Origin of the sequence: Mesorhizobium sp. M0500 (assembly GCF_040321165.1) — a bacterium.
Classification (GTDB): Bacteria; Pseudomonadota; Alphaproteobacteria; order Rhizobiales; family Rhizobiaceae; genus Mesorhizobium.
This window is the reverse complement of the sequence record NZ_JAMYRB010000006.1, coordinates 227448-250461: the sequence shown is the minus strand read 5'-3', so window position 1 is coordinate 250461 and position 23014 is coordinate 227448. Positions and strand designations below refer to the sequence as shown.

The window sequence follows — 23014 nt, the reverse complement described above, 5'->3', positions numbered from 1 at the left end:
TTCAGCCAAGCGCGGCGGCAATGGCATGCACTGCCTTCAGCGTCGCCACCGAATAGCCGATGTTGGTGAAATCCGGATAGCTCGAAAGCTTCACCATGACCATTTTCGTATCCCAGTCGATATGGATCAGCTGCCCGAACACGCCCCGGCACAACAACGCCCGCGAGCGCGGGTCCTCGATCCAGAACTGGTTGCGGTAGCTGCCTTCCGGCAGGCTGGGACTGAAATCCGGTCCATGCCTGCCATGGCGCGTCGCCTCGATCCAGTCGGCCGGTACGATGCCGCCTCCATTGTCGAGGATCAGCTGGCCGAAGCGGCCATAATCGCGCAGCGTGGCGTTGAAACCGCCGTCGGCGACCGCATAACCGGCGCTGTCGACAGTGAAGCAGGCGCTTTCATCGGCGCCGAGCTTTTGCCAGAGCTCTTCCGAAATCAGCTGCGCCAGCCTTTTGCCGCTCACCCGCTCCATGATGAAGGCAAGCACGTCGGTCTCGATCGAGCGGTATTCGAAGGCGGCGCCGTGCGGCCGGCTCTTTTCCTTGAGCCCCAGGATCAGTTCGAACATATGCGATGGCCAGCGGAAGACCGGATCGCTGCCCGGCGGCACCGGCTTCCAGCCGGTGGCGACATCGACCTGGCCGATGTCGGAATAGGGATCGGCGTATTCCTCGGAAAAGCGCACGCCGCTCGTCATGTCGAGCACATGCTGCACGCTGGCGCCTGCCCAGCCGGTCGCTTCCAGCTCCGGCAGATAGGCCGTCACCGGCAAGTCCGGATCGATCACCCCGTGCCCGACCAATATGCCGAACACCGAGCCCGTGACCGACTTCGCCATTGACTGCGACAAATGCAGCGTGCGCTCGGTCATGCCGTTGAAGTAGCGCTCATAGGCGACCTTGCTGTCCTTGAGCACGAGAAACCCGTCGGTATAGGTCTCGTCGAGCAGCCCGGCGAGCGTCGTCGGCTGCCCCATGCTGTCGCTCACCGGCAGCGCGTCGAGATCGACCTCGGCGCGCTCGAAGCGATGCCGATGGCCATTGCCGCGCCAGACTTCGACGGTCGGCAGAAATTCGCGGATGTGCTGAAACGCCCAGCGGTTCCATGGCGGCCGGTCCCAGTCGAGCTTCGGCGGCACCATCCGCGGCGGCGAACCCTGCATGATCGGCGGCGCCGGTTCGCTGTTGCGATAAGATTTCATCCAATCCCCTTGTCGCAAAGAAGGGAGGCCGAAGCCTCCCTTCGATCGATCCCACGTCGAGCCTATTTGCGCAGATTGGTCCAGATCTTGTTGTAGATCTCGACCACTTCCGGTGGGCAAGGTGGCACAAATTCCGCAGTCGGCGCACCGGCCGGCGGATTGATTTCCGGCGCGCTGGCGAAGTCCGGCGGCAGGAATTTGTGGCTCCCGGTAATGCCGTTGTCGTAACCGGCGAATTCCGAAATCAGCGCGGCGTTTTCCGGGGCCATGACGAAATCCTGAAACAGCTTCGCATTTTCAAGGTTCTTCGCGCCTTTCAGCACGGCCACATTGTCCATCCAGCCTTCGATGCCTTCCTTGGGATAGGCGTATTTGATCGCCGGAATTTTCTGGCGCGCACGATAGGTTGCGCCGTTCCACGCCTCCGTGACGATCACATCGCCCGAGGTGATCTTGGTGATGGTGTCGTAGCTGAAGGTCTTCCATGACGGCTTGGCGGCCATGAGAATGTCGTTGACCTTCTTCAGATTGGCCTTGTCGGCGCCGCAACGCGGCACACCGGCATAGCGCTCGGCCGCGTGCATCACGGTGTTGACATCGTCGAGCATGTTGATCTGGCCTTTCAACTCGTCCGGCGGGTCGAACAGGATTGCCAGCGTGTCGATGTCGCCCTTGTATTTGTCGGTGTTGACTTCGAACGCGGTGGTGCCGAACTGCCACGGCACGGTGTAGTGACGGCCTTTGTCCCAGTAGATGTCGACGAAGCGCGGGTCGAGGTTCTTGCCGTTCGGCATCGCATTGGGCTCGGTCTTTTCGAGCAGGCCCTCATCGATCATGATCTTCACGGTGTAGTCGGATGGGACGACGATGTCGTAGCCGGAATTGCCGGCGCGCACCTTCGACAGCATGGTCTCGTTGGAATCGTAGTCGTCCAGCGTCACCTTGACGTTGTATTGTTTTTCGAATTTCTCGATCAGCTTGGGGTTGGTGTAATCACCCCAATTGTAGATGTGCAGCTCACCATCGGCGAGTGCAGGTACTGCCCATAAAAGTGCTGCCGTCGAAACGGCAGCCATCAGTTTCCTAGACATCACAGTCTCCTTTGCCTTCCCATTGACTCACTTGGCGCGGCGGCGCGCGATCAGGAACGATATCGAGACGAACAGGATCGACACCAGCAGCAGGATGGTGGAGATGGCATTGATCTCCGGCGTCATCGGCCGCCTGATCTGGTTCCAGATGTAGAGGGGCAGCGTCGTCTGCCCGGGGCCGGCGACCAGCTGCGTGATGGTGAAATCGTCGAAGGAGACGATGAAGGCGAGCGCCCCACCCGACAGGATGCCGGGAACCAGCAATGGCAGCGTTATGCGCCGGAAAGCATGCCAGGGCGTGGCATAGAGATCGGCCGCGGCAGCTTCGAGCGTCAGATCCATGTCCTCGAGACGCGCCCGGATGGGCATATAGGCGAAAGGAATGCAAAAGACGGTGTGGGCGAGGATCAGATTGCCGATGCCGAAATTGAGCCCGAGAGTGCCCGCGATCAGCGCAAAGAACGAGAGCGTCGCCACCGCCGTGATGATCTCCGGAACCATCAGCGGCAGGTTGATGACCATGAAGGCGGCCGACAGCCCGCGCCACGGCTTGACCCGGGTCATGCCGATCGCCGCCAGCGTCGCGGCGATCGTCGAAATGATCGTGGCGGTGACAGAGATGATCAGCGTGTTCTTGGCGGCGTTGTGGAATTCCTGGTTGAGCAGCGCACTGCCATACCAACCGAGCCCGATGCCTTCCCAACGCGTGACCAGAGACCCGGTGTTCAGCGAGAAGATCATCAGGATCAGGATCGGCGCGTAGAGCACGCAGAGGCAGATGATGGCGATCGAGCGGAAGCCCGGTTGGTCCTTGATATCGGCGCTGCGGGGGTCAGCCATGCCTCATCTTCCCCGACGTGTTACGGACATAGAAGTAGAGCGCCACCAGCACCGCTGCCATCAGGATCAGCGCCTGCGCGCAGCCGAGCGGCCAGTTGCGCCCGGAGCCGAATTGCTGGGCGATGAGATCGCCGATCATCAGGTGGATACCGCCGCCGAGGATCAGCGGCGTCACATAGGCGCCGAGGGCCGGAATGAACACAAGCAGGCAGCCGGCGATGATGCCGGGCAGCGACAGCGGGATGATCACCCGCCATAGCACCTGCCGACGGGTCGCATAGAGATCGTAGGCGGCCTCGACCAGCCGGAAATCCAGCTTCTCCAGGCTGGAATAGAGCGGCAGCACCATGAACGGCAGGAACGAGTATAACAGGCCGAGCTGGATGGCGAAGTTGGTGTAGAGCATGGTGATCGGTTTCTCGATCACCCCCAGAGCCATCAGTGCGTTGTTGATGAGGCCCTCGTCGCGGATGATGAACATGATGGCAAGAGTGCGCACCAGCAGGTTCGACCAGAACGGGATGGTGATCAGCAGCACCCACCAGTTGCGCTGCGCCGGCGGTCGCGTGGCCATGAAATAGGCTGTCGGAAAGCCGAGCAGCAGGCAGATGACCGTCGTCACCACGGCGAAGACGAACGAGCGCAGATAGATGATCAGGAAATCCGGCGTGAACTGCAGCGTGTCGTCGAAGATGTCGCGCTGGAACAGGAAGTTCAGATAGGCGTCGGTCGAGAATTGCCACTGCACGCCGCCATAGGGTGCTGCGGCAAGAAATGAATAGATGACGATGATGAGAAGCGGCAGCACGCCGAAAATGCCGATGATTATCAAAGCTGGCAACGAAAGCAGGCGGTGGCGCCTGGCACTGGCCTTCTCCGCCTCTGCTTCGAACAATGCAGCTTGGGAAAACGCGCTCGCCATCAATCCCTCAGCACTTGCGCGGCGTCGTTGCCGATCGAGATACCGACCTTGTCGCCCCGCTCGAAACCGCAGCCTGCGCTGCGCGTGTTCTGCTGGCGCACGGTGAAGGCTTCGCCGCTGTCCAGTTGGACATGAATATGCGTGTCGGTGCCGAAATAGACGATGTTTTCGACGGTTCCGGAAAGATCGCCCTTGCCGCTGGTCAGCTTGGCGTGTTCCGGCCTGACCACCACGGTAGCATTATCCTTCGGCTGGAAGCCTTCAGCCACCGTCGCGTCGATCGTTGCGCCGGATTTGAGGGTCGCGCGCGCCTTGCCGTTGCCGATGTCGGTGATGGCTGCGGTCAGGAAATTGGTTTCGCCGATGAAGTCGGCAACGAAGCGCTCCGCCGGCTTGTCGTAGATGTCCCAGGGCGTGCCGACCTGCAGGATCTTACCGGCCGACATCACAGCGATGCGGTCCGACATGGTCAGCGCTTCCTCCTGGTCGTGGGTGACGAAGATGAAGGTGATGCCGGTCTGGTGCTGCAGCCGTTTCAGTTCGATCTGCATCTCCTTGCGCAGCTTGTAGTCGAGCGCCGACAACGGCTCGTCGAGCAACAGCACTTTTGGCTGCGGCGCCAGCGCGCGGGCCAGTGCGACGCGCTGCTGCTGGCCGCCGGAGATCTGGCTGGTGCGGCGGCCGCTGAGCGCCTCCATTTTGACCAGCTTCAGCATCTCGGCGACGCGTGCCTTGATTTCGGCTTTCGGCTTGCCCAGCATCTCCAGGCCGAAGCCGATATTCTCGGCCACCGTCATGTGCGGGAACAGCGCATAGGACTGGAAGACGGTGTTGACCGGCCGCTTGAACGGCGGCAGCGGCGCAATGTCGTGGCCGTGCAGCAGGATTTCGCCTTCGCTGGGGAAATCGAAGCCGGCGATCAGCCGCAGCAGCGTCGTCTTTCCGCACCCCGACGGCCCCAGCAGCGTGAAGAACTCGTTCTCGCGGATCGACACCGAAACCGTGTCGAGAGCGGCGACTTGTGCGTCCCCGGTACCGAACACCTTGCGGACGCCGCGGACCTCGATTGCACTCTTACCCGGCTGATCCGGCACGCATTACCCCATTGTCATGTCCGCTCTTGTTGGCGGATCCAGTTCCCATTCGATTGTCAGCATATGCCGGTCGGCTTGGCAACCATGCATCTGAATCTCGGTTCAGAACGCAAGCTCCGTGCCATCGTCAGCCCCATCATCAACCTGATGACTGATCTTGCCGCCGCAGATGGTAGTCACCGGATGCACCTTGTGTAACAAACCCGGTTCAGTTGTCTCGATATCGGCCGACAGCACCACCAGATCGGCCAGATAGCCGGTTTTCAGCCGGCCCTTGCGGTGCTCCATGAATTCGGCATAAGCGCCTTCGACTGTATAGCCCGCAAGCGCTTCCAACAGCGAGAAGCTCTGGTCGGGAACGCCGTCTGCCCAAGGTTTGCGCAACACCGCCGCCTGAATGCCCAGGATCGGGTCGACCCGCGACACCGGCCAGTCGGAAGCGAAGACGACATGCGCACCCGCCTGCTTCAGCGTCCGCCAGGCATAGCTCAGCGGCCATCTTTCGCGGCCGATGCGCGAAAGCGTCGGCTCCAGCGGGAAGTCCATGGCGCCGGGCGGGTGCGGCGGCTGCATCGAGGCGATGACGCCGAGTTCGGCAAAGCGCGGCACGTCGGCGGCAGTGGTCACCTCGATGTGCTCGACCCGGTGACGGCTGTCGCGCCTGCCGTTCTTCCGCCGCGCCGCCTCGTAACCGTCCAGAACCGCGCGCACAGCGCCGTCGCCTATCGAATGCACGGCGATCTGCAGGCCGCGCCGGTCGGCCTCCAGCGCCACCTCGGCGAAATGCTCTGGCGTGAACAGCGGCTCACCGCGCCAGCCCGGCCGGTCGGCATAGTCGTCGACCATGACCGCGGTCCAGCCTTCCAGCACGCCGTCGCAAAACATCTTGACCATGCCGGACGACAGCCATTCCGATCGGTAGGCGGAAGCCATCCTCGACGCTTTTTCCAGCCTGTCGAGCGTCATGAAGTTCTTGAAATGAAAAGGTATCTTGGTGCGGCAGAGCAGCCGGCCTTCCTGCTCCAACCCGGCAAGCAGTTCGAGCTGGTAGAGATTGCCGTCCATGTTCTGGATTGAGGTGATGCCGTGGCGGGCGCACCATTCCAGCCCGCGATGCATCAGGGCACGGTCGGCCGCGATTTCAGCGGCGGAAGGGTACGGCTCGGGCTCGCCGCCTGTCGCAAGGCCGAGCCACACGCGGTTCTGCCCGGAAAGCTCGAGGATCGGCCCAAAGGCCTCGCCCTCACGCAATTCGCCGGCCGCGAGGCCGTCGGCGCCCATGACGATCTCGTTGCCGGGGCCGAGTTGCTTGCCGTGCAGGATGCCAGCCAGCTCAAGCGCCTTGGTGTTGGCCCACATCGTGTGGTGATCGGAAGCCGACATGGCGAACGGCCGGTCGGCGATAATGCGGTCGAGATGATGGCGGGTGACCGGCTCTTCCTTGGAAAGGATAGTGTAGTCGACGCCGGCCCCAAGCAGCAATTTGGCGTTCGGCCGTGCCGCAGCGTAGGCGCGGATCGCGTCGCTCAGTGCATCGAAGCCATGCACGCCCTGAAGGTGCAGATTGTCGAGCTCGGCCGCGCCGCCGAAAAGGTGCATATGCGCTTCGATGAAGCCCGGCACCACCGAACCGCCTTGCGCATCGATGATCTTCGTGGCCGGCCCTTTCAGCGTCTCGATCGTCCGGCGATCGCCAACCGCCAGGATGTTGCCGTCCTTTATCGCCACCGCCTCGGCCGTCGGATTGCCTTCGTCCATGGTCAGCACACGGGCATTGGTGACGATCAGGTCGGCATTTGAACTCATGATTACCCGCGGTTCGGTTGCGTTGCCGGCAGGCTAGACGACCGGCTGCCGGGCCAGCAAGCCATAGCTGGTTGGCCCAGCGCCTTGTGAAGGGCCATGCAGGACGGCTAGGGTCGCCGCGTCTCACCACGGAACAATTTCATGAAGACTGTTTTTTCGCCTTTCCATGCCGGCCATTCCGGCAATGTCGAATTGATCGCCGGCGCCATCGTGCCGGCTTTTGAAAAGCCTTCGCGCGCCGAGTTCATCAGGGCGCGGGTGGAGAGCGAAAAACTCGGTCCGATCCTGCCGCCGGAAAGCCGCGACCTTGCCGCCGCCAGGAAGGTGCATGCCAGCGACTACATCGATTTCCTGCCGACCGTGTGGCCGCTCTGGGAAGCGTCGGGCCGCAGCGGTTCGGCCATTCCCTTCACCTGGCCGACGCGCGGACTGCGCGGCGACGTGCGCCCGAAAGGCATCGATGCGCTGCTCGGCTTCTACTCCTTCGACGGTGGCGCGACGTTCGTCAAAGGCACATGGGATGCGATCAAGTCGTCCTATGACGTCGCGCTGACCGCCGCCGCGCTGGTCAAGGCCGGTGAGCCTTCCGCCTTCGCCCTCTGCCGCCCGCCAGGGCACCATGCAGGGGCGGCCTTCATGGGCGGCTATTGCTTCATCAACAACGCCGCCGTCGCCGCGCAATGGTTCCGCGACCGTGGCGCCGGGCGCGTTTCGATCCTCGACGTCGATTATCACCACGGCAACGGCACCCAGGAGATATTCTATCGCCGCGGTGACGTTCAGGTGCTGAACCTGCATGGCGATCCGATGACCGAATATCCCTTCTTCCTCGGCCATGCCGACGAACGCGGCGAGGGCGACGGCGAAGGCTTCAACGACAATTACCCGATGCCCTTCGGCACCGGCTGGGACGTGTGGAACGCCTCACTCGAGGACGCTTGCACGAGGCTTTCGGCTTATGCTCCCGACGTCGTCGTGGTTTCACTCGGCGTCGACACTTTCGAGAAGGACCCGATCAGCCAGTTCAAGCTGAAGACCCCCGACTATCCCAGGATCGGCCGCCGCATCGCCAGGCTCGGCCTGCCGACGCTGTTCGTCATGGAAGGCGGCTACGCCGTCGAGGAGATCGGCATCAACGCCGTCGGCGTGCTGACCGGCTTCGAAGACCGCTAGAAGTGCCGCCGGTGCCTGCCAATCACATGGCAGCGCTCGGCAAGCGGTACCGCCTGCCTGACCGATCGTTCAGCCTGCGGCGGCACGCGCTGACCCGCCCGCTATCCTGTTGTTGGACCATGATGTTTTTCCAGAATGCGTTCGCCCTTTGCGAAATGATGTTCTATTTTTTGAACCCACGGCTTGCGGGGCCGATTGATCGGAAGAACAAACGCATTTGAGTCCGGGACAGCATTTATGAACGACGACACACCGGAAAGCGAAAGCGCCTCGGCGCTGGCGCCGTTCCGGCACGGCATCTTCCGGGCGGTGTGGTCCGCCAGCCTCGTCTCCAATTTCGGTGGCCTCATCCAGGGCGTTGGCGCCGCCTGGATGATGACGACGATCGCCACCTCGTCCTACCAGGTGGCATTGGTCCAGGCCTCGACCACCTTGCCGATCATGCTGTTTGCGCTGCTGGCCGGCGCCATCGCCGACAGCTTCAACCGGCGCAAGGTCATGCTGATCGCGCAGATCTTCATGCTCGTCGTCTCGGCTCTTCTGACCGTCTTCACCTATCTCGACCTGATGACACCGTGGACGCTGCTCGCCTTCACCTTCCTGATCGACAGCGGCACCGCGCTCAATAGCCCGTCCTGGCAGGCTTCGGTCGGCGACATGGTGCCTCGCACCAAGGTGCCGGCGGCGATCGCGCTCAACTCGATGGGCTTCAACCTGACGCGCAGCGTCGGCCCGGCGATCGGTGGTATCATCGTTGCCGCGGCAGGTGCCGCCGCGGCCTTCGCCGTCAACACGCTGAGCTATGTCGGCCTCATCGTCGTGCTGGCCCGCTGGAAGCCGGAACTGCCGGCATCGACCTTGCCGCGCGAGACACTGGGCGCCGCAATGGGCGCCGGCCTGCGCTATGTCGCCATGTCGCCTAACATCGGCAAGGTGCTGGTCAGGAGCTCCGCTTTCGGCTTCAGCGCCGGCGCGGTCCTGGCATTGCTGCCGCTGGTCGCGCGCGACGTCGTCAAGGGTGATGCCTTGAGCTACGGCATCATGCTCGGCGCCTTCGGCATCGGCGCCGTCGGCGGCGCGCTGACCAGCGTCAGGCTGCGGCAGCTGCTGTCCAGCGAAACCATGGTGCGCATGGCATTCGCCGGTTTCGCCGTCTGCGCCTTCAACGCCGCCGTCAGCAATCATGCCTGGCAGACGTCGCTCGGCCTGCTGCTCGGCGGCGCCTGCTGGGTGACGGCGCTGTCGCATTTCAACGTCACCGTGCAGATGTCGACGCCGCGCTGGGTGGTTGGCCGCGTGCTTTCGGTCTATCAGACCGCGACCTTCGGCGGCATCGCGCTCGGCAGCTGGGTCTGGGGTGTCGTTGCCGACGCGCATGGCGCCGAAGTCGCCCTGATGGCGGCCAGCGTCGCCATGCTGGCCGGAGGCGCCATCGGCCTGCTGCTGCCGCTGCCGCAGCAGGCGGTGCTCAACCTCGACCCGCTCAACCGCTTCCGGGAGCCGCATCTGGCGCTTGATCTCAAGCCGCGCAGCGGTCCCATCGCCATCATGATCGAATATGTCATCCGCAACGAGGACGTACCGGAATTCCTCGCCACCATGGCCGAGCGCGGCCGCATCCGCCGACGTGACGGCGCCCGCAACTGGACATTGGCGCGCGATCTCGAAAATCCGTCGATATGGATCGAGCACTACCACACGCCGACCTGGGTCGAATATATCCGCCACAATCGGCGCGCCACCTACGCCGACGCGGTCATCGGCGAGCGTATAAGGGCGCTGCACAGCGGCAACGAGCCACCGCGCGTCCGCCGCATGATCGAGCGCCCGACGACTGCCGGCACGGCGCTGGTCATGCCGAAGGGACCGATCGAGCATTAAAGCATTTTGCACCCAAGGGAATCACTTGACGTCGCAGAAATGCGGTTAAAACAAATAGATAAAGCGGGATGCACCGTTCAATTTGAACGCATCCCGCTCCAGCGCAATTCCAAGAAAAGTGTGATACGGTTTTCCGTCCGGAAGAGACAGAGCGGTTCGCCGTTTCCGTGAAACGATGAACCGCTCCAGCCACCCTGACGCCCTTCCGCTGGCGATTCGACTACATGAGCTCTATGACGAAATAATCGCCCTGCTGTATCCACTTTACCAGGAAGTTGATCGTCAGGTCGGTACCGCTCCAATACATCTCGACGGTTGATGGAGACGGCTTTATGAGGCCTCCCTCGATAAAGTCACTCGACCTCGTCCCAGATACGCCTGAGATGAAATTGAAATCCTGGAACTGGAATGTGACCTCGCAGCTGAGAGTGAACGGCGTGAACCCGCCGCCGGCCGGCTTGGGCAACGCGAACTGAACCAACGCCGGCTCTGCGTTCGGCTTTTCGGTCTTTGAAAAGCTGCCGGATGGCCCCTGCAGGTGCCAGGTGATTTCAGTGATTTCTTTCTTGGTGGCGTTGAACCAGAGACCCGTTGCTATCGTCAGCATCGCCGGCTTGACGACCGGCGCCGCAGTAAGGGGAATACTGATGGTCTCGGTCTTGTAGCCAACGGCTGCAACTTGCAAGCTGACCGATGCTTGGCCGGTCGGCGGAGATAGCGTGAACGCTGTGTTGGTGGCCCCGACCACCGCGCCCCCTTGCGATATGGTCCCTCCAACCGATTGGGACTTGTTATCGGCGTCGACTGCTTTGATGGTTATCGTCGCCGGCTGGCCCGCTATCAGGGACGGGGGAGCCGCGGAGAGCAGCATTTCCCCGAGGGTGACATTGACGGGAACTCTGGTGAGCGGAGACATCTTCGTGCACAATGTCTGCATCACCGTAATTTGGTCTTCTACCTTGAGCTCGCCCACGTAAATCCCGAAGAAGAGCGTCGTCCAACCAAGTGGCGTATCGCTGGCGCGCCACTTCCCGTTCACGAATACATGCACGCGCGCCCCGGGAATCACGCCTGATACGTAAATTAACCGCTGGAAGACCCGGACGGGCTGTTGAATATCCGGGGTCTTGAGTGGGGTCAGGTCGGACACTTTGATCGGGCCCCCGACCCGAAGCGCGAGGGGCTGACAAGTAAGCTCCAGCTCGGCGTGAATGTGCTCGCCGGCGCGCAACGGCCGAAATGTCTCGACCCAGACGAGGCCGCCAAAACTGAATACGGGCTTGCTGATTACAGGAGAATCTGGCGCATCCGAGTACAAACGTACGACCGCGTTGTCGACGCTGTTGACGAAAGCGCCGCTTGCACATTCAAATGCAGGCTCCATGACGGTCGGCGGAAATACGCTGCCCTGGTAAGACCCTACCACCAGCAACTTATCCGATGTGGCTGTCTTGCCGCATAGCTCCTGGATGACGACGAGCGATGGAAACGGCGGCGAGGCCGGGATCAGGGCCGACACGTCGGGAATCCAGTATTGGCCGGAACTCACATCCTCGCCGACTCCGATTCTCCCGAGCACGGTAGCTGCACCCGAAGTCGGATCGACAAGTTGGATCGTCAATGTCGCGCCGGGCTCGAGATTGGAGATAGGCAAAGCACGGGCTGCCGGGCAGGAGTACTGTGAGGCGTCGATTACGGGCTTTCTAACCGGCAAGGTTTCGTCGACGATCACCGGAGGGGCAGATGACGGACTTGATGCATTGCAGCGCTCGAAGTGCTGCGTGGCGCTGAAGACATCCGGATTGTGCGCGGCACGGCCAAGCAGCGCCAGGAGGTTGGCACCGACGAAAGGATATTCCAGCACGTCGCCATTGAAGTGGACCTTCGTGGTGGCGCCTTGAGCCAACCCCCTGACGGGTACTGCTTGCGCGCACCCAGGAACCGGGCCGACTGCTGGTGCCGGCATGGTATTTTCCCGATACGGCGTCTGTTCGGCGGGCAAGCTCGGGGTCTGACTGCTCTTCACCTGTCCGGCAGGCGTCTGAACGGACTGCACTGCGCTAAGCACATCGTTGGCCTGGATCGCCCCGCGAATGCGCACTGGTATGACATTTCCGCGTGCAGTATCGCTGCCAATCAATGCGCCGCCGTTGAAAATCTCGACCGTGGCGCCAGGATAGGCTGCGCCTATCAGCACCCAGTCGACGCACTCGTGCACCTGACTCAAATACACCAATGGGCTTAGCGTCGAGGGATACCCGAGCACGACGATCGGGACCGGGCTTGGATCACTGGTTTCGGCGCCGAGCGTCCAGCGTGCGGTCAATGCATCCCCCACGTTGAGGGAGCCTGCGGCGACCGGCACAAAGGTAGTGGTTGTGGCGCCGGCATTTACCGCAGGGACGGGTACGCCATTTACCAGGAGGGAAATGCTCGAGCCGGGAAGCGGCCCATCGATACGGACCGACGTACTCAAGACCGACACGGGGCCAATCACAATTGGTGCAAGGAGCGTGCTCATGTTCGTTTCCCTCTCTGTACGGCGCAGACATGTCGCCTGGTTCGAAACAGGACGTAGAGGGACCGCACTTACGGATGACTTACGGATGGGTCGGCGCGGTGCTAGACTGCGCGCGCGTCCGCCGCATGATCGAGCGCCCGACGACTGCTGGCACGGCGCTGGTCATGCCGAAGGGACCGATCGAGCATTAGGGGCCATCGGTCGCGACGCTCATAATTGACGGAACATAACCTCTATGGAATGACAACAACTGATCCGAGGGATTGGCAGAATGCGCCCAGGGGCGCACGCCAATTCAGGTAGATCAGGTAGATTTGGGAGTCCATTTTGCAGCGCCTGGCCTAATCGCCACCCATGCAGAACTGGATAGCCATTCCGATCCGAGGCTCTATAACAGCTCGACAGGATTTCGAGATCAAGGGGAGACGATGCGTTACATACGTCCGCTTTCAATGGAAGACGCCGCCGGCCTGTTGGCCGGTTCAGCCGGCACGGCCGCCATCCTCGCCGGAGGCAGCGACCTCTTGGTGCGAATGAAAGGCGGCTTTATCGAACCCGACCTGATCGTCGACATCAAGGCGATCGACGGGCTTGGCGAGATCAGGGAAACAGCCGAGGGCTTCAGCATCGGCGCGGCGGTCCCCTGCGCATTGCTGGGCGAGAACACGGCCCTGCAGAAGGCATGGCCTGGCGTCGTCGAAGCGGCCAAGCTGATCGGCTCGAAGCAGGTGCAGGGACGCTGCACCATCGTCGGCAATCTGTGCAACGCCTCGCCGGCCGCCGACAGCGTCCCGGCGCTGGTGGCCGCTGGCGCCAAGGCTGTGGTCGTCGGCCCGGGAACCAGGCGCACGATTGCCGTGGAAGCGGTGCCGACTGGGCCGGGCAAGACGTCGCTGGCCAAGGGCGAGATCATCGAGGCAATCCTGCTCGACAGCCGTCTGCCGCGTTCGGGCGATGCCTATCTGCGTTTCATTCCGCGCACCGAGATGGACATCGCGGTGGTAAGCGCCGGCGTGAACTTGACGCTCGATGAGCAAGGTCGCGTCAAATCCGCCCGTCTGGCGTTGGGCGCCGTGGCGCCGACGGTGATTCTGGTCGAGGAGGCCGCCGAGGTTCTCATCGGCTCCAAGCTGGACGAAGACACGCTGGAGAGGCTCGCCAAGGTCTGCTCGGGCGCCTGCCGCCCGATCGACGACAAGCGGGGCACTATCGAATTCAGACGGAAAGTCGCGGGTGTGCTGGCCAAGCGGGCCGCCACGACCGCCTATGCACGCGCAGGAGGCAAATGATGGCTGGTGTGGCAGTATCAACGACAATCAACGGCGACAATGTCGAGTTTCTTTGCCAGCCGGACGAGACGCTGCTTGATGTCCTGCGCGATCGCCTGGGGCTGACGGGCGCCAAGGAAGGCTGCGGCACCGGCGACTGCGGGGCCTGCAGCATCATCCTCGACGATCGGCTGGTGTGCTCGTGCCTGGTGCTCGGCGCGGAGGCCGAGGGTCGGCACGTCGAGACCATCGAGGGCATGGCGCATGGCGACAGGCTGCATCCGCTGCAGCAGAAATTTCTGGAACACGCCGCACTCCAATGCGGCGTCTGCACGCCGGGCTTCCTCATGGCTGCCAAGGACCTTTTGGCCAAGAATCCCGATCCGACCGAGGAGGAGATCCGCTTCGGCCTCGCCGGGAACCTCTGCCGCTGCACCGGCTATGACAAGATCGTGCGTGCCGTTCAGGACGCCGCCAGCGTGATGAAGGGAGCATGACGATGAATTTCGATCCGCGTTACTCCGGACGCAATTTCACCGCTGTCGGCACGCGTCCCATCCGTCCCGACGGCGTCGACAAGGTGACGGGCCGCGCACGCTATGGCGCCGACTTCAACATGGCCGGGCAACTGGTCGGGCGTGTTCTGAGAAGCCCGCACGCGCATGCCACGATCAGGAAGATCGACACGTCGAAGGCGGAGAAGCTCGCCGGCGTCAAGGCCGTGATCACCGCGGCCGACCTGCCCGACCTCACCGACGGCGATGCCGCCATGTACGACATCCTCGACAACTGCATGGCGCGCAAGAAAGCGCTCTATGACGGCCATGCCGTGGCCGCGGTGGCTGCGGTCGATGCCCGCACGGCGAGGCAGGCACTGAAGCTGATCGAGGTCGACTACGAGGTGCTGCCGCATGTCACCGACGTCGACGAGGCGATGAAGCACTCCGCACCTCTGGTCAACGACGCCATCTTCACCGAGGGCCTCGAGCAAAAGCCCGTCAAGCCTTCCAATGTCACCAAGCGCACCCAGTACGGCCATGGCGACATCCATGTAGGTTTCGGCCAGGCCGACTTCGTTGTCGAACGCTCCTTCAAGACCGAGCAGACGCACCAGGGTTATATCGAGCCGCATGCCTGCGTGGCCAATGTCAGCTCCGACGGCACCGCCGACCTGTGGGTCTGTACGCAAGGCCATTTTGTCTACCGCCAACACTGCGCCCAACTGCTTGGCATGGAGGCCTCGAAGCTGCGCGTCACCTCCTCGGAGATCGGCGGCGGTTTCGGCGGCAAGACCCATGTCTGGGCCGAGCCGGTGGCACTGGCGCTGTCACGCAAGGCCGGGCGGCCGGTCAAGCTGGTCATGACGCGCGACGAGGTGTTCCGCGCCTCCGGCCCGACCAGCGCCACCTCGATCGATGTTCGGATCGGCGCCCGCAAGGACGGCACGATCACGGCGGCCGAGGCGACGCTGCGCTATAGCTGCGGCCCCTATGCCGGCACGTGGGCCGAGATCGGCGCCATGACGGCCTTTGCCTGCTACAAGCTCGAGAACGTCAGGACGGTCGGCTACGAAGTGCTTGTCAACCGGCCCAAGACCGCGGCCTATCGCGCGCCGTCGGCTCCGATGGCGGCGTTTGCGGTGGAAAGTGCGGTCGACGAGCTGGCCAAGGAGATCGGCATGGACCCCGTCGAGTTCCGGATCAGGAACGCGGCGCAGGAAGGCACCAGATCGTCCTATGGACCGGTATACGGCCCGATCGGCATCGGGCCGACGCTGGAGGCGGTGAAGAACCACCCGCATATGAAGGCGCCGCTCGGCAAGAATCAGGGCCGCGGAATGGCCTGCGGCTTCTGGTTCAATTTCGGTGGCCAGACCTGCACCGACCTCAACATCGGCATGGACGGCTCGGTCTCGCTTGCCGTCGGCACTGTCGATGTGGGTGGTTCCCGCGCGTCGCTGTCGCTGGTGGCGGCGGAGGAGCTCGGTATCCCCTATGAGCAAATCAAAGCGGTGGTCGCCGATACCTCCAGCCTCGGCTACAACGATATGACGGACGGCAGCCGCGGCACCTTCTCGTCTTCGATGGCGACGATCTCCGCCGCTCGCAACGCCATCAAGGTGTTGCGGGATCGCGCCGCGCAGATGTGGGACATACCCGTCGACGACGTGGTCTGGGAAAAAGGTCACGCGATTGCCAAGGGCGAGAAATACGGCAACCTTGCAGCATTGTCGCTGAAGGAGATCGCGGCCGCTTCCGGAAAGACGGGCGGACCCATTGCAGGGCACAGTGAGCTCGTCGCCGACGGCGCCGGCGTCTCCTTCGCCACCCATATCTGCGATATCGAGGTGGATCCCGAGACCGGCGCCACCAGGGTGCTGCGCTACACCGTCGTCCAGGACGCCGGCAAGGCGGTGCATCCGACCTATGTCGAGGGGCAATACCAGGGGGGTGCCGCGCAAGGCATCGGCTGGGCGCTCAACGAGGAGTATATTTACGGCAAGGACGGGCGGCTGCAGAACCCTGGCTTCCTGGATTACCGGATCCCGGTCTGCTCGGACCTGCCGATGATCGACACGCAGATCCTCGAGATCCCCAACCCTAACCATCCTTACGGGGTGCGCGGCGTCGGCGAGACCTCGATCGTGCCGCCGCTGGCGGCGATCGCCAATGCGGTGTCGAACGCCGCGGGCGTGCGGATGACGCATATCCCGATGTCGCCGCCGCGCATCCTGGCGGCGATCGAGGCGGAACGGGGAGGCTGATGGTCGAAGTAACGCTCTGGGGGTCGCTCGGCGCGATCGCCGGAGGCAAGAGCAAGGTCGAGATCGAGGCGAAGGACATAAGGGAGCTGTTCAGGAAGCTGGCTGAACAGTATCCCGGCCTCGAGCCATACATCGATCGCGGCATCGCCGTCGCCATCGACGGGACGATCTATCGCGACACGTGGTCGAAGGAACTGCCGGAAGGGGCGGAGATATTCCTGCTGCCGCGTCTTGCCGGGGGATAACTGGACAACCCTGTCCTACCCATTGACGACCAAGACATGGCCTAGGCTCGAGAAAAACCTCGGCTATCCACGAGAATTCTTGGCCAGTTCAGCCTGCGAGTTTGGCTCCTTTTCGATGACTGGCTTCTGTGTCAATCACAGACATAGAGGCGAGCGAGCTACACGTCTGCTTTGGGGCCGGAAGCAGCCGCCCGCAGCGTAGAAGTCAAATGGCTTGGGTCAGAACCTACCATTTACCAATGTCAGCTTCATGATTCATAGGCACAGTCTTGGGAGTCAGATGCGATGGCGGAGCGTCTCAATGATCACCGCCATCGCAGGCGAGAGCTGTCGCCTGCTCGGGTAGTAGAGGTGATAGCCCGCAAATGGCGGACTCCAGTCGTCAAGCACGAGCCTAAGGTATCCCTTGGCGATGTGGTGGCTGACGAGGTTTTCCGGGACATAGGCGATCCCGAAACCGCTTATCGCAGCCTCGATCATGGGAATGGACGAATTGAAGGTGAGTTGGCCTTCCACCCGCACACGAAGGTCGCGGCCATCCCTGGCGAATTCCCAGGCATATAATCCGCCGAACGTCGCCTGCCGCATATTGATGCAGTCATGATCGACCAGATCCTGCGGTGCGGTCGGAACCGGATGGCGGGAAAAGTACTCCGGCGAAGCCACGGCCACGAGCCTCCAATCCGGCCCGATGCGCACTGCGATCATATCCCTGTCGATGCTCTCACCAAGCCGCACGCCTGCGTCGAAGCGCTCCTCCACAATGTTCTTCATGCCGTTGTCGCTGTAGAGTTCGACGCACACGTCAGGATAGTCGCTGAGCAAGGGCTGCAGCTTCGGCCAGACGGTCGTCTGGAGCGCATGGTCGGACAGCGTGATGCGGACCGTTCCGGAGGGCTTGTCGCGAAAGGCCACCAGACTTGCAAGGTCGGCTTCGATTTCCTCGAAGCGGGGAACAAGAGATTGGAAAAGTCGCTCGCCGGCCTCGGTCGGAGCGACGCTCCGCGTCGTACGCGTCAGCAGGCGGACGCCAAGACGAGCTTCAAGCTCCTTGATTGTCGAGCTCAGAGTCGACTGCGAGGTTCCGAGCTTGGCCGCCGCCTTGGTGAAGCTGCGCTCCCGGGCGACCGCCACGAACCAGAGCAAATCCTTCATGCCATCGCGCTGCATAGGGCACCTCCCGTCGGACATTTATATCATAAGCAGATAAGTCCATGCGAATTACTCAGTCTAATAGAATGGGTTCCTCTGCAATATCTTCCAGCATGGTGACGGGGATGGGCGGCTGATCCACCCCCGTCGCCTTGCAAGGATGCCAATTATGGAAACGACGTACGACACAAGGCTTGTCGAAGACCGCGCCGCATGGGGCGCGGTGCTGTCGATGGCTCTGTGTGTTTCCGTGCTCATCGCGTCGGAATTCATGCCGGTCAGCCTGCTGTCGCCGTTAGCGGCCGATCTCGGCATCACCGAGGGCCGCACGGGACAGGCGATCTCGATTTCGGGCGCTTTCGCCGTCGTGACCAGCCTGCTGGTCGCCGGCCTCACGCGCCGGATCGACCGCCGACTGGTCGTGACCGGCTTCACCCTTCTCCTCATCGTGTCCGGGCTCACTGTCACCTTCGCGCCGAACTACGCGTTCCTCATGGTCGGCCGAGCGCTGCTCGGCATCGCGATCGGCGGGTTCTGGTCGATGTCGACCGCGATCGTCATGCGCCTCGTGCCGCAAGACATGGTTCCGAAGGGTCTCGCCATGCTAAACGCTGGCAATGCCATTGCGGCCACCATCGCCGCGCCGCTGGGCAGTTTTCTTGGCGCCTATGTCGGCTGGCGCGGCGCTTTCTTCCTCGTCGTGCCGCTTGGGCTCCTGGCGCTGGTCTGGCAGTGGACAAGCCTGCCGGCGCTGCCCCCGCGCCGGAGGAAGCGTCCAGGCAATCCGCTGGCGCTCCTCGGCCGTCTTCCTGTCGCCACCGGCATGGCGTCGATCATGATGCTGTTCATGGGCCAGTTCGCGCTCTTCACCTATCTGCGGCCCTTCCTCGAGAGCGTCACTAGGCTCGACATCGCCGCGCTTTCGGCGATCCTGCTGGCGATGGGGCTGGCCGGGGTGCTCGGCACCCTCTGCATAGGCCCGCTTTTGCGCACGCGCCTGTTCAGCATCCTCATCGTCATCCCGCTGGTCATGGCCGCGTTGGCCGTAGCGCTCATCGCCTTCGGTACGCTGCCGATTCCTACAGCGCCGCTGCTCGTTGCCTGGGGCTTCTTCGGCACGGCCGCGCCCGTTGGCTGGGGCACGTGGCTCAGCCGGACGTTGCCGGACGACGCGGAGGCCGGCGGCGGGTTGCAGGTAGCCGTCATCCAGCTCGCCATCACCGGCGGCGCCGCCATCGGTGGCACGCTCTTCGATACGGTCGGCTGGTGGGGTGCATTCACTTTCGGCGCGGTGCTGCTCTGTGGATCGGCGCTCGCCGCCTTTGCAGCATCGCATTTGGCCCGGAGGTCGCAGCCATGACGGCAGCCATGACGATCGACCGTCCGGACCTCAGCCGCCGCGCGTTGCTCGGCGGCGCGCTCGCGGCAACGGTCCTGCCGCGGGCCGCCCGCAGCCAGCAGGGCAGCGACCCAGGCAGCCAGGAGCCCACCGACATGAGGATCAAGATGATTTTCAATGGCCGGACCATGACCGCCACGCTCTACGACAATCCGTCGGCGCGCGACTTCTTCACCATGCTGCCGCTCGATCTCACCATCGACGACTACGCGCATAACGAGAAGATTGCCTATCTGCCGCGCAAGCTGACGGAGGAGGGCAGCGGCCCGTTCGGCAACGAGCGGCCATACGACCTTTGCTACTTCATGCCCTGGGGCAATCTGGCCATGTTCTACGCCGACTACCGCCATCCCGGGCTGATCAGGCTCGGCCGCTTCGACGCGGGCGAAGAGGCCCTACACGTAAGCGGCAAGTTCCCGCTTCGCATCGAACGCATCTGACAGGAGATCACCATGGATATTCTTCGCGCAGGCACCAGGCCGTCTGGCGAGGGGCCTTCCGACTGGTTCACCGGCACGGTCCGCATCGATCCGCTGTTCAACCCGTTCGACGCCGCGCGCGTGCAGGGCGCGCAGGTGACGTTCGAGCCGGGCGCCCGCACCGCCTGGCACACGCATCCGCTTGGACAGACGTTGATCGTCGTCTCCGGCCTCGGCCTCGTTCAGAGCGAGGGCGGGCCGGTCGAGGAGATCCGTCTCGGTGACGTTGTCTGGTTCGCACCCGGCGAGAAGCATTGGCACGGTGCCTCACCCGAGACGGCCATGATCCACATTGCCCTCCAGGAGGTCAAAGACGGCAAGGTGGTGGACTGGCTGGAACACGTCAGCGACGCCGACTACGGCGCCTGACATCGATTGAACGAAAGGAAAGCAAAATGCTCGCAACCGTTCTTCATAAGCCCGGCGACATCCGCTGCGAGGAAGTCGAAGACCCAAGGATCCTTCGCCCGACGGATGCTATCATCAAGCTCTCGGCGAGCTGCATCTGCGGCTCGGACCTGTGGCCCTATCGCGGGCTGCAGCCGGTCAACGGCCCGATGCATATGGGCCACGAATATTGTGGCATCGTCGTCGAGGTCGGCGCAGAGGTGGGCACGGTCCGTCCCGGCCAGTTCGTCGTCGGCTCGTTCTGCCTCTCCGACAATACCTGCCCGCATTGCCGCTTCGGCTTCCAGTCGTCCTGTGTGCAGCGCGAGTTCATGTCGGGCGCGCAGGCGCCTTACGCCCGCGTGCCGTTGGCGGATGGCACACTGGTCGCCACCGCCGAGGTGCCGCCGGCCGAACTCATCCCTGACCTGCTGGCTGTGTCCGATGTGCTCGGCACCGGCTGGTATGCGGCCGACGCAGCCGAGGTCCGAGAAGGATCGACGGTGGTGGTGGTCGGCGACGGTGCGGTCGGCCTGATGGGCGTGCTTGCGGCCAAGGAGATGGGCGCCGAGCGCATCATCGCCATGAGCCGGCACGCCAGCCGCCAAAAACTCGCCCGCGAATTCGGCGCGACCGACATCGTCGCTGAGCGCGGCGAGGAAGGTGTGGCCCGGATCAAAGGGCTCACTAAGGACGTCGGCGCGGACTCGGTGCTGGAATGCGTTGGCACGGCGGAATCCTTCGACCAGGCGCTGGCCTGCTCTCGCCCCGGCGGCACCATCGGCTATGTCGGCGTACCGCATGGCGTGAGCTTCGATGGCCAGAATCTCTTCTTCGGCCAGAAGCGCATGCTGGGCGGCCCCGCGCCGGTGCGCCGCTTCCTGCCCGACCTCATGGACCGTGTGCTCAAGGGCAGGATCAAGCCCGGCAAGGTCTTCGACCTCAAGCTGCCGTTGGCCGAGGTCGCTGAAGGCTACCGCGCCATGGACGAGCGGCGCGCCATCAAGGTCATGCTTTCGGTGTAAGCGAAGATTGGGCGGACGGCCTGTCCGCACCCACAAACGAGAAAAAGAACAACGACATATGACGATGAGATTGAAGATCGCTGCCCTTGCGCTTGCGCTTTCGGTCGCCACGCCGGCTTTCTCCCAAGAGTCCCCGATCATCGGCGCATGGCGCATGAGGTCGCTCGAGGCCGGTGCCGAGGGAAACCTCAAGCCCGTGCCATATTCCGGCCAGGTCATCTTCACCGAGGCCCGCACCCTCTCGGTGCAGGCCCAGAACCCCGACGCTAAGGCGCCGGACACGCCTTACACGGCGAATGGCTACGAAGCCTATTACGGGCCGGTCGCCATCAACGACCAGGACAAGACCTTCGTCATCACGATCGAGTCCTCCCTGGTCCGCAACCTTGTCGGGAAGAGCATGAAACGCAAATTCGAAGTCTCGGACAACAAACTGGTCCTGACGCCGGACAATCCGGCCGAAGGCTGGCGCGTGACCTACGAACGTTACTGATCGGAACAGCCCGGCTGTCAACGTGTTATCGGTGGCCACAATGGCGCGGACTTCGGACCGAAATGGCGCGATGGCGGAACTGGTGCCAATCATGGCGGCTGTCTTCGCCGGCTTCCTCCTGATCGGCTTGGCGCTACCCGTCCTGCCGCTGCATCTTCACCAGCAACTCGGCTTCGGCCCCTTCGCAGTCGGGCTGGTGACGGGCAGCCAGTTCGTCGCCTCGATGCTGTCGCGCATTGGAGCCGGAAATTATGCCGATGGGCGCGGCGGCAAGCGGGCCGTCGTCGTCGGCCTCATTGCCGCTGCCCTGGCGGGGTTCATTTACCTCGGCTCGCTGGCATTGCTCGACCGGCCGGCAGCGTCCGCATCGGCGCTCTTCGCCGGCCGGGCGGTACTGGGCGCGTCTGAGAGCTTCATCATCACAGGCGGCGTCGCCTGGGGCCTCTCCCTTGCGGGCGGACAGAACTCCGGAAAGGTCATAGCCTGGGTGGGCACGGCGATGTTCGCAGCACTCGCGCTAGGCGCGCCGATCGGATCTGCGCTTTACACGGCGAGCGGCTTCGCCGCGATCGCACTCGCGACGGTCGGCCTGCCACTTGCGACGCTGCTTGCCATCCTGCCTATGCGTGGCACCAGCCTCGCCGCGAGCGCCGCGCGACAGTCATGGACGAGCGTGGCGCAAGCGGTCTGGCTTCCCGGCGTCGGAGCTGCTTTCAGCAGCCTTGGCTATGGCGCAATCCTGGCCTTTGGCGCGCTGCTCTTTGCCGAACGCGGCTGGCAGCCGGTCTGGCTTCCCTTCACCACTTATGCCGCGTCGCTGATCGCGGCAAGGCTGTGCTTCGGCCACCTGCCTGACAGGTTAGGGGGCGCGCGCGTCGCCGTGATCTTCGTGGCGGTCGAGGCGGCAGGGCTGATGCTGATCTGGCTTGCGCCCGGGCCCGTTCTCGCCGCCATCGGAGCGGGCCTGACTGGCCTCGGCTACTCGCTGGTCTATCCCGGTTTCGGTGCCGAGGCCGTAAGCCATCTTCCACCAAGCAGCCGCGGCCTGGCCATGGGACTCTACACCGTCTTCCTCGACGTGGCGCTCGGCTTCGGCAGTCCGGCGCTCGGCTTGGTCGCTGGGTCGGCCGGGCTGCAATTCGTCTTCTTCGCCGTCGCGACGGCGACGCTTCCGGCGTTGGGCATCGCTCTGCTGCTGGGTCGCCGTAACGCTCCACTATAGAGCCGGATAGTCTGGGCTCGAGATGTCGCGCAACTACGATCGCTCCCGCTTCGC

Annotated in this window: 20 protein-coding genes; 12 read left to right on the top strand and 8 right to left on the bottom strand. The window is 63.2% G+C overall.

The window, feature by feature from the left end; all coding sequences use genetic code 11:
* Position 1: 1 nt before the first annotated feature.
* From NKI70_RS14560 to NKI70_RS14535, 6 genes are all read right to left on the bottom strand, one after another.
* Positions 2–1198: a serine hydrolase domain-containing protein gene (locus NKI70_RS14560; RefSeq protein ID WP_352724687.1), complete on the bottom strand. Its 1197-nt coding sequence runs from the start codon at positions 1196–1198 to the stop codon at positions 2–4.
* Between the two features lie 62 nt (positions 1199–1260).
* Positions 1261–2289: an extracellular solute-binding protein gene (locus tag NKI70_RS14555; protein WP_352568095.1), complete on the bottom strand. Its 1029-nt coding sequence runs from the start codon at positions 2287–2289 to the stop codon at positions 1261–1263.
* A gap of 27 nt (positions 2290–2316) precedes the next feature.
* A complete protein-coding gene (locus NKI70_RS14550; RefSeq protein ID WP_023675453.1) occupies positions 2317–3129 on the bottom strand; it encodes an ABC transporter permease in 813 nt (270 codons plus the stop codon).
* Positions 3122–4051: an ABC transporter permease gene (locus NKI70_RS14545; protein WP_023675452.1), complete on the bottom strand. Its 930-nt coding sequence runs from the start codon at positions 4049–4051 to the stop codon at positions 3122–3124. The genes NKI70_RS14550 and NKI70_RS14545 overlap by 8 nt, the downstream gene beginning before the upstream one ends.
* Positions 4051–5145 (bottom strand): ABC transporter ATP-binding protein, encoded by a 1095-nt coding sequence (locus NKI70_RS14540; RefSeq protein ID WP_352577771.1) that lies wholly within the window; start codon positions 5143–5145, stop codon positions 4051–4053. Before NKI70_RS14540 ends, NKI70_RS14545 begins: the two co-directional genes overlap by 1 nt.
* Before the next feature lie 102 nt (positions 5146–5247).
* Positions 5248–6951, bottom strand: a complete 1704-nt coding sequence (locus NKI70_RS14535; protein ID WP_352724686.1) for an amidohydrolase — start codon at positions 6949–6951, stop codon at positions 5248–5250.
* Positions 6952–7092: 141 nt separating this feature from the next.
* Here NKI70_RS14535 and NKI70_RS14530 point away from each other — a divergent pair, with 141 nt between their 5' ends.
* Both NKI70_RS14530 and NKI70_RS14525 read left to right on the top strand, forming a co-directional pair.
* Positions 7093–8124, top strand: coding sequence for a histone deacetylase family protein (locus tag NKI70_RS14530; protein WP_352724685.1), 1032 nt, complete (start codon positions 7093–7095; stop codon positions 8122–8124).
* A gap of 237 nt (positions 8125–8361) precedes the next feature.
* On the top strand, positions 8362–10005 hold the full coding sequence (locus NKI70_RS14525) for an MFS transporter (protein WP_352697444.1): 1644 nt from the start codon (positions 8362–8364) through the stop codon (positions 10003–10005).
* A gap of 220 nt (positions 10006–10225) precedes the next feature.
* On the opposite strand, the gene NKI70_RS14520 is transcribed toward NKI70_RS14525, so the two are convergent.
* On the bottom strand, positions 10226–12526 hold the full coding sequence (locus tag NKI70_RS14520; protein WP_352724684.1) for a hypothetical protein: 2301 nt from the start codon (positions 12524–12526) through the stop codon (positions 10226–10228).
* Positions 12527–12954: 428 nt separating this feature from the next.
* Here NKI70_RS14520 and NKI70_RS14515 point away from each other — a divergent pair, with 428 nt between their 5' ends.
* The 4 genes from NKI70_RS14515 to NKI70_RS14500 are packed head-to-tail and all read left to right on the top strand — an operon-like array spanning position 12955 to position 16803.
* The gene (locus tag NKI70_RS14515) at positions 12955–13815 is read left to right on the top strand and encodes an FAD binding domain-containing protein (protein WP_352724683.1); all 861 of its coding nucleotides are present in this window, start codon (positions 12955–12957) and stop codon (positions 13813–13815) included.
* Complete coding sequence (locus NKI70_RS14510) at positions 13815–14291, top strand: (2Fe-2S)-binding protein (protein WP_023675443.1); 477 nt, start codon at positions 13815–13817, stop codon at positions 14289–14291. Before NKI70_RS14515 ends, NKI70_RS14510 begins: the two co-directional genes overlap by 1 nt.
* 2 nt (positions 14292–14293) lie before the next feature.
* The gene (locus tag NKI70_RS14505; protein WP_352697670.1) at positions 14294–16558 is read left to right on the top strand and encodes a xanthine dehydrogenase family protein molybdopterin-binding subunit; all 2265 of its coding nucleotides are present in this window, start codon (positions 14294–14296) and stop codon (positions 16556–16558) included.
* Positions 16558–16803 carry a MoaD/ThiS family protein gene (locus NKI70_RS14500; RefSeq protein WP_023675441.1) on the top strand — a complete coding sequence of 82 codons (246 nt, stop codon included), beginning with the start codon at positions 16558–16560 and terminating at the stop codon, positions 16801–16803. The genes NKI70_RS14505 and NKI70_RS14500 overlap by 1 nt, the downstream gene beginning before the upstream one ends.
* A 276-nt stretch (positions 16804–17079) precedes the next feature.
* On the opposite strand, the gene NKI70_RS14495 is transcribed toward NKI70_RS14500, so the two are convergent.
* Complete coding sequence (locus tag NKI70_RS14495) at positions 17080–17973, bottom strand: LysR family transcriptional regulator (protein WP_352698612.1); 894 nt, start codon at positions 17971–17973, stop codon at positions 17080–17082.
* A gap of 151 nt (positions 17974–18124) precedes the next feature.
* On the opposite strand from NKI70_RS14495, the gene NKI70_RS14490 reads away from it, so the two are divergent.
* The 6 genes from NKI70_RS14490 (at position 18125) to NKI70_RS14465 (ending at position 22960) form a co-directional block, all read left to right on the top strand.
* On the top strand, positions 18125–19315 hold the full coding sequence (locus NKI70_RS14490; protein ID WP_352698610.1) for an MFS transporter: 1191 nt from the start codon (positions 18125–18127) through the stop codon (positions 19313–19315).
* Positions 19312–19794 carry a cyclophilin-like fold protein gene (locus NKI70_RS14485; protein WP_502897759.1) on the top strand — a complete coding sequence of 161 codons (483 nt, stop codon included), beginning with the start codon at positions 19312–19314 and terminating at the stop codon, positions 19792–19794. Before NKI70_RS14490 ends, NKI70_RS14485 begins: the two co-directional genes overlap by 4 nt.
* Positions 19795–19806: 12 nt before the next feature.
* Positions 19807–20202 carry a (R)-mandelonitrile lyase gene (locus tag NKI70_RS14480; protein ID WP_352576066.1) on the top strand — a complete coding sequence of 132 codons (396 nt, stop codon included), beginning with the start codon at positions 19807–19809 and terminating at the stop codon, positions 20200–20202.
* A gap of 26 nt (positions 20203–20228) precedes the next feature.
* Positions 20229–21245: a zinc-dependent alcohol dehydrogenase family protein gene (locus NKI70_RS14475; protein ID WP_352576068.1), complete on the top strand. Its 1017-nt coding sequence runs from the start codon at positions 20229–20231 to the stop codon at positions 21243–21245.
* A 64-nt stretch (positions 21246–21309) separates the two neighbouring features.
* The gene (locus NKI70_RS14470; RefSeq protein WP_352644140.1) at positions 21310–21738 is read left to right on the top strand and encodes a lipocalin-like domain-containing protein; all 429 of its coding nucleotides are present in this window, start codon (positions 21310–21312) and stop codon (positions 21736–21738) included.
* A 40-nt stretch (positions 21739–21778) separates the two neighbouring features.
* On the top strand, positions 21779–22960 hold the full coding sequence (locus NKI70_RS14465) for an arabinose transporter (RefSeq protein ID WP_352698607.1): 1182 nt from the start codon (positions 21779–21781) through the stop codon (positions 22958–22960).
* Positions 22961–23014: the final 54 nt, after the last annotated feature.

What these genes read in the sequence shown, in the direction of transcription:
- NKI70_RS14560 (WP_352724687.1), bottom strand. Translation starts at nt 1,198, where the DNA reads ATGAAATCTTATCGCAACAGCGAACCGGCGCCGCCGATCATGCAGGGT.
- NKI70_RS14555 (WP_352568095.1), bottom strand. Translation starts at nt 2,289, where the DNA reads ATGTCTAGGAAACTGATGGCTGCCGTTTCGACGGCAGCACTTTTATGG.
- NKI70_RS14550 (WP_023675453.1), bottom strand. Translation starts at nt 3,129, where the DNA reads ATGGCTGACCCCCGCAGCGCCGATATCAAGGACCAACCGGGCTTCCGC.
- NKI70_RS14545 (WP_023675452.1), bottom strand. Translation starts at nt 4,051, where the DNA reads ATGGCGAGCGCGTTTTCCCAAGCTGCATTGTTCGAAGCAGAGGCGGAG.
- NKI70_RS14535 (WP_352724686.1), bottom strand. Translation starts at nt 6,951, where the DNA reads ATGAGTTCAAATGCCGACCTGATCGTCACCAATGCCCGTGTGCTGACC.
- NKI70_RS14530 (WP_352724685.1), top strand. Translation starts at nt 7,093, where the DNA reads ATGAAGACTGTTTTTTCGCCTTTCCATGCCGGCCATTCCGGCAATGTC.
- NKI70_RS14525 (WP_352697444.1), top strand. Translation starts at nt 8,362, where the DNA reads ATGAACGACGACACACCGGAAAGCGAAAGCGCCTCGGCGCTGGCGCCG.
- NKI70_RS14520 (WP_352724684.1), bottom strand. Translation starts at nt 12,526, where the DNA reads ATGAGCACGCTCCTTGCACCAATTGTGATTGGCCCCGTGTCGGTCTTG.
- NKI70_RS14515 (WP_352724683.1), top strand. Translation starts at nt 12,955, where the DNA reads ATGCGTTACATACGTCCGCTTTCAATGGAAGACGCCGCCGGCCTGTTG.
- NKI70_RS14510 (WP_023675443.1), top strand. Translation starts at nt 13,815, where the DNA reads ATGGCTGGTGTGGCAGTATCAACGACAATCAACGGCGACAATGTCGAG.
- NKI70_RS14505 (WP_352697670.1), top strand. Translation starts at nt 14,294, where the DNA reads ATGAATTTCGATCCGCGTTACTCCGGACGCAATTTCACCGCTGTCGGC.
- NKI70_RS14500 (WP_023675441.1), top strand. Translation starts at nt 16,558, where the DNA reads ATGGTCGAAGTAACGCTCTGGGGGTCGCTCGGCGCGATCGCCGGAGGC.
- NKI70_RS14495 (WP_352698612.1), bottom strand. Translation starts at nt 17,973, where the DNA reads ATGCAGCGCGATGGCATGAAGGATTTGCTCTGGTTCGTGGCGGTCGCC.
- NKI70_RS14490 (WP_352698610.1), top strand. Translation starts at nt 18,125, where the DNA reads ATGGAAACGACGTACGACACAAGGCTTGTCGAAGACCGCGCCGCATGG.
- NKI70_RS14485 (WP_502897759.1), top strand. Translation starts at nt 19,312, where the DNA reads ATGACGGCAGCCATGACGATCGACCGTCCGGACCTCAGCCGCCGCGCG.
- NKI70_RS14480 (WP_352576066.1), top strand. Translation starts at nt 19,807, where the DNA reads ATGGATATTCTTCGCGCAGGCACCAGGCCGTCTGGCGAGGGGCCTTCC.
- NKI70_RS14475 (WP_352576068.1), top strand. Translation starts at nt 20,229, where the DNA reads ATGCTCGCAACCGTTCTTCATAAGCCCGGCGACATCCGCTGCGAGGAA.
- NKI70_RS14470 (WP_352644140.1), top strand. Translation starts at nt 21,310, where the DNA reads ATGAGATTGAAGATCGCTGCCCTTGCGCTTGCGCTTTCGGTCGCCACG.
- NKI70_RS14465 (WP_352698607.1), top strand. Translation starts at nt 21,779, where the DNA reads ATGGCGCGGACTTCGGACCGAAATGGCGCGATGGCGGAACTGGTGCCA.